Origin of the sequence: Bacillus sp. CH_48 (assembly GCF_038008465.1) — a bacterium.
In the GTDB taxonomy this organism is placed as follows: Bacteria; Bacillota; Bacilli; order Bacillales; family Bacillaceae_G; genus Bacillus_A; species Bacillus_A thuringiensis_S.
This window is the reverse complement of the sequence record NZ_JBBOZF010000001.1, coordinates 5874658-5880657: the sequence shown is the minus strand read 5'-3', so window position 1 is coordinate 5880657 and position 6000 is coordinate 5874658. Positions and strand designations below refer to the sequence as shown.

Here is a 6000-nt window from a genome sequence, read left to right as displayed (position 1 = left end):
TTCTGATAAAAAATCAGAATTAGTTAAAGTCAGTTTTAATGCATTATTTAAAAAATCTAAAGCATTTTTTAATGATTTATCCACTATAAATATAGCAATTGCTTCATGCCATATTAGAAATTGTTTCTCTTCTTTTGTTTGAAAATTATTTAAGTTTTTCTCTTTTTTCACTATTTCATAAAGTTCTTTATATTGTTTTTGCTTTAAGCAATCTTTTATTACGTATTTTACATTTTCTACATATTTTAATCTTTTATTTTGAGTTAGTGCAAATATATTATTTGGATCAATACCAAGTCTTTCTGATAATTGATATAGCAATATACTAGATGGATAAATCATACCTTTTTCAATCTTGCTAATTTGACTTTGTGAACATATTCCATGACATAATTCGGATTGTGATATATTTTTTTTGATTCTAAGTTCTTTAATGGTAATACCCAAATCGTTAAATTCCATTCTTCCACCTACTATTTAGCACTTTCACTTTATTAATATAAGAATATTCCCTAACCTTAATGTAATGTAAAATTAATATAGTTGCAATTATTGTTTTAAAGGAATAAGATGCTGAGACTTTTATATGTACAAAAAAGATACCTTAAGGTATCCTCGCAATTGATATATGAGACTATAGTTTTCCAATCAGAAAAAATTTTGGATCAGCCCATTAATGGTATATCTTGATATTTAGTTTATTTAGTATGGATTTTTACAAACCTTCCTAACCCCTCTATTTTCCATTTGATAAAATAAAATCCTAATATTACCAATAATTAAATAAATATTTCTACATATTCAAGATATTTACATAAATTACAAAAGTGATACATTTAAGTTGTAAGTTATAAAAACTATTAAAGGGGGATTTATTATGTTCAAGAAATTAGTAGTAGGGCTATTGGCAACAGGTATTGCATTAACAGGAGGAATTGGGGCAGCTTCAGCTGATACGCAAAAAGCTGTGAGCTCTCCGAAACAAGCAACATGCTCAATTCCTTATGAGTATTCTAACGGTAAGTTCAAAAGAACTCTTTATTACTCAAATGGAGTATATGCTAATAGTTTTAATGAAAATGTTTGTGGCGGGACGATTACGTGGTATTTAAAACATGTTCAAAATGGAGTTGCTTTTTACGAAGGTAATTTAAAATAGTAGATTTTTTGAACCTCATTTATTGAGGTTCTTTTATTTTTAGTTTTTAAACTGATTTTCTATAAAAAAGACACCCTAAGGTGCCTTCTTGCGATTTGATCCATCGTAATATGGTATTGGATGCCAATCCAATTATTATTTTACCACATTAAATAGTTGCGGTTATTGAGAAACAATAAAACTCTTTATTTGAATGAAAAAAGCCCTAGGGGGACTAGGACTTTTTTCTAGAATGAATATGATTTAAAAAAGGACTTATATAACGTAACATATGAATGTTTCGTAAATGTATCAAAAAAGTGAACAAAATAGTTAATTTAAATAAAAAATATTTCCTTGTATTAAGCAGCTAGCAAAGGCTAACTGCTTAATACAAGGAGATACAGAGAAGACTAAATGGATTCTGGCATACAGCCTATCAACATTATGGACATAATATTGAGTTTTATTCAAAGGAATTCATGTTTTATAAATTAGATTATGATAGTTGATATTCTCCATATTGACCAGAAAAGAATTAAAAATTCTAGTGAAATTCCAAGTGTTCGTTTCCTAGTTTTTTGAAATTCTTTTATTAAATAGCCAACAGCACTAATTGCTATAAGAATGAAAAGAATAAGTTCGAGTGTAACTGGCATTTTATCTACTCCTAATACAATAATTTATTATATAAAGATTATAAGATATTTTTATGGCTAGTGGTGAAAAATTCAATAGAACTATTTCTAAATGGATGAAATGTTTCAACAGACCAATCAAAGGTTAATACAACAAGTGTTATACAATATACGCATGGAGGGCCATCGGGCTGAAGAAATATTGGAGAATAAAGAGTTGTTAGATTAAAGGATTATTACCGAAGAAGAGTTCGAAGTGTAGAAAAAGTAATTATTAGGTATATAGATGAAACGCTCAGATGAGCGTTTTTTTATTTGTATATTCGCAAGTAAAACAACATAATATCACTATGAATCCTTATAACAATATGAATTTTTGCATATTTTAAAATTCGATATATCCCTCAAAAAATTTTAATTGTATAATATATTTTGTCATATTTTTAGATTTTTCGACATAAACCAACAAAAATAGAGAACATATTGGGAGAAGAAATTATGTACACAAAACTATTAAAATCAATTACATCACTATCACTTATTGGTGGTGCGTTGTTATATACAAATGGCAGCGATGTAAAAGCTGCTGAAGTGGGTGTTTTTTCTGATGTGCCGACATCACATTGGTCATATCCTGCGATTAAAGATTTAGCGAGTAAAAATATTATTTCCGGTTATGGAAATGGGATATTTGGTTTTGGAGATGTTGCGACAAGGGAGCAAGTTGCGGCTTTAATTTATCGAGTGTTAGTACCGAATAAACAAGGCGGTTCGTTTAGTAATGATGGAACTCGTTACGTATTAAAGGATGGGTCTACGTTTAAAAATCCTTACGGTGATATTAATCAAAGTTCTACAATGTTTCCAGAAGAGGTATTAACTTTAACGAATTTAGGAGTTTTTAAAGGTGATGAAAATGGCCAATTTAGACCGAAAGCTTCTGTGAGTCGTGCGGAAATGGCACAAATTCTTACAAATGCTTTCCATCTTGCGGCAAAACAAAAACATACCTTTAAGGATGTTCCAAATCCATTTTGGGCAGAAAACGCAATTAGTGCAGTGCAGTCAAATGGAATCGCAGATGGCACAGGGAACGGGAATTTTGAACCGTATGGCACAGTAACACGTGAACAGTATGCGCAGTTTTTATATAAAACTTTGAAGTATAAAAATGCTGATGTGAAAGACACAGGAGATGCGGCATTATTAACAGCTTTTAAAGAGGAAGTACAAAAGCGTATTAATACATACGAGACAAATATTACACTTCCATATAAAACGAAAAACAATAATACAAACGAAGTGATGAATACACTTTTTAACGCATATAAAGAAGTTGCAAGTAAAAATGAGTATACAAATAATAATAGATCGAATGTTTCATATGGACTTTCTGGATCACCTGGAAATTATACATTTACACTTAAGATTACATATCGTGAAACGAAAGAACAGACGGAATATGTCATGAAACAAGCGAAAGCAATCGTTTCTTCTATTACTCAAGTTGGAATGGATGATCACGAAAAAGTGAAGGCGATTCATGATTACGTAGTAAAACATGTTTCTTATGATACGTCTTATAAAGCTTACACAGCATATGAAGCACTAGTAAATCGTTCTGCGGTTTGCCAAGGTTACGCACTATTAACTTATCAATTATTAAAAGAAGCAGGAATTGAAAATCATTTCGTGACAGGAACTGGGGACGGACAACCTCATGCTTGGAATTTAGTGAAAATCGAAAACAAATGGTATCACCTTGATACAACATTCGATGATCCGGTTCCAGATGAACAGGGCCGCGTAACGTATTCGTATTTCAATTTATCAGATGAACAAATCGCAAGAAATCATGAGTGGAACCGCGGAGACTATCCGCAAGCTACAACAAATTATTATAGTACACTGACAAACAAAATTGCGGCAGGTAGTACGAAAACGCCTGCATATCAGCAAATATTAAAAGATACAAAGTTAAACTATTTAGGAAATGAATATATTGCAAATAACTATACCGAATTAAAAAATAAAATGCAGCAGCGCTATAGTGCAAAACCAGAGAAAATTGAAGTGCTGTACAAGCAATCAATGAATGGTGCACTGCAAGATGTGAAAAAGGCAATTGGCGAAATTGATTATCCGCAAGGGGCAAATCGAGTTTCTTATAAAGCGGAGCCTTACAATGCGAAAGAAGGGTATTCTTTAGTGACAATTACGTTTACGTATTAAGAATGAGAAAAAAGCATCTGTTTCAGATGCTTTTTTTTATTATATTGATTCGACAAAATATGACAGGTGAAAACGAATTGGTCTGTTATGATAATTTTTGAAATTTTACATTTTGGAGGATTAATCATGAATAAAAAGAAGATTTTCGCTGCGTTAATAGGAATTGTAGCCTTATTTATAATTATTAATGTAGTTGTTACGAAAGAGAAAACGACATCAACCAGTGAAAAAATGTACTCTGAGAAAGAATATAATAAATTAGTAGATGAACATTTTGAAGAGACGCAAAAGTTGAAAAGTGATATGAGTGTGTTAGAAACTGAAAAAAAATCTCTTGATGAGCAAGTGAAGAAGTTAAAAGATGAGTTAGCGAAAAAAGAGCAACAAGTAGCGCGGCAGCCGGTTCAACAAGAACAACCAAAGCAGGAACCACAACAACCGGCACCAGCGCAACAGCCGGAAAAGAAAGAAGAGCCAAAACCAGAACAACCTACTGGAGCATTCGAAAATCCAATGAAAAGCATAAACAAAACAGAGGCAATGAATAAAGTAAAAGAAAAGGCGAAGAAAGACTTCCAAGATGATTATATGACACAAAACTTTGTTGCGGAGGAACAATCAAAAGCATTTGATTTCTTAAACAGTATTGAAATTAAATCACAAGAAGAATTAAATGTAATGAAGAATGCATTGAAAGATTTTTCTAACGACTTTATGACCGCGAAGTTTGTTTATGAAGAGCAAATGAAGGCGAAGAATAAGCAAGGATAAAACAAAAACGCTATCTTTTAAAAAGGTAGCGTTTTTGTTTTGGGTTATAAAGTTATTCCTACATTTGACATATACAGTTTGACTGTATAAAATGAAACTATTCAGTTGAACTATATAGTTTAGCTATATACTTATCGTTACATTGGAGGTCTTTATGAATAGAGATAAAAATTTACCATTAACGGAAACAACGTATTACGTTCTTTTAGCTTTATTAGAGCCAGCTCATGGATATTTAATTATGCAAAAGGTGGAGGAACTGAGTAATCATCAAGTGAAAATCGCAGCGGGTACATTGTATGGTGCGGTTGAAAATTTATTAAAACAAGGGTTAATAGAATCGGTAAAAAGCGAAGATAAACGAAGAAAAGTGTATGTCATTACGGAACGCGGGAAAGAAGTATTGCATTTAGACTTTATGAGAATGCAGCACATTATTGCGGTTACAAAAAGTTTATTACACGTATAGTTAGGGGGAAACGATGATGTGGAGATTGAAATTCTTTTTAGACTTTGAGAAAGAGGAAAAATGGTTAGAGGAGATGGCTTGGAAAGGCTATCAACTAGAAAGCAATACATTTGGTTATACATTTAGATATACAGAACCGGAAGATGCGACGATTAAAATAGACCATAGAGTATTTAGTAGAAAAAGTGATTTTATTAATTACTGCACATTATTTGAAGATAGTGGCTGGGAGCATATAGCTGGTAATAGGTGGTCAGGTACGCAATATTTTAAAAAGGTAGATGAAGAAAGTGAAGATGACATTTTTTCAGATCCAATGTCACGAGCAGGGAAGTATAAGCGTCTATCTAAAACATTTTTAGAATTAGCGATCTGTTATTTGCCGATATTATTTTTATTTATGTATAGTAATACAATGAATTTAGGAGCCTTTGTAAATCCGAAAGAACTATACTTGACGCCAGGATTATGGGATAAGCAAGGTGTATCATTTCTATGGTCATTCTTATTTGAAACGCCATTTGCATTAATGAGAGGACTTTTTTTGACATTTATCCCCGTTGTGACATGTATGTATTTCGTTTGCTCGTATAAAGCAAATCGGTTGTATGAAGAGAGAAGGTGATAGGATGGATCCCCTTAAAGTAGATACTTTGGGGGTTTTTTTATGTATAAATAGGTTGTTTGGTAATTGTTAACATTAATTCCTTTTGTTTGTGTTTAAATTTGATATAATTTTAATAATATTCCTT

Annotated in this window: 6 protein-coding genes; 5 read left to right on the top strand and 1 reads right to left on the bottom strand. The window is 31.6% G+C overall.

Annotation, left to right across the window (positions count from 1 at the left end):
* Positions 1-462: helix-turn-helix domain-containing protein (locus tag N2V92_RS29785; protein WP_340864656.1), on the bottom strand; the 462-nt coding region annotated here is incomplete at its 3' end.
* A gap of 415 nt (positions 463-877) precedes the next feature.
* On the opposite strand from N2V92_RS29785, the gene N2V92_RS29780 reads away from it, so the two are divergent.
* From N2V92_RS29780 to N2V92_RS29760, 5 genes are all read left to right on the top strand, one after another.
* On the top strand, positions 878-1159 hold the full coding sequence (locus tag N2V92_RS29780) for an LCI fold-containing protein (protein WP_000473837.1): 282 nt from the start codon (positions 878-880) through the stop codon (positions 1157-1159).
* A gap of 1115 nt (positions 1160-2274) precedes the next feature.
* Positions 2275-4008: an S-layer homology domain-containing protein gene (locus N2V92_RS29775; RefSeq protein ID WP_000288184.1), complete on the top strand. Its 1734-nt coding sequence runs from the start codon at positions 2275-2277 to the stop codon at positions 4006-4008.
* A 126-nt stretch (positions 4009-4134) separates the two neighbouring features.
* Entirely contained in the window at positions 4135-4779 is a 645-nt protein-coding gene (locus N2V92_RS29770; protein ID WP_042597241.1) for a hypothetical protein, read from the top strand.
* A gap of 154 nt (positions 4780-4933) precedes the next feature.
* Entirely contained in the window at positions 4934-5248 is a 315-nt protein-coding gene (locus N2V92_RS29765; protein WP_001078063.1) for a PadR family transcriptional regulator, read from the top strand.
* Between the two features lie 13 nt (positions 5249-5261).
* Positions 5262-5873, top strand: coding sequence for a DUF2812 domain-containing protein (locus N2V92_RS29760; RefSeq protein ID WP_002083001.1), 612 nt, complete (start codon positions 5262-5264; stop codon positions 5871-5873).
* Positions 5874-6000: the final 127 nt, after the last annotated feature.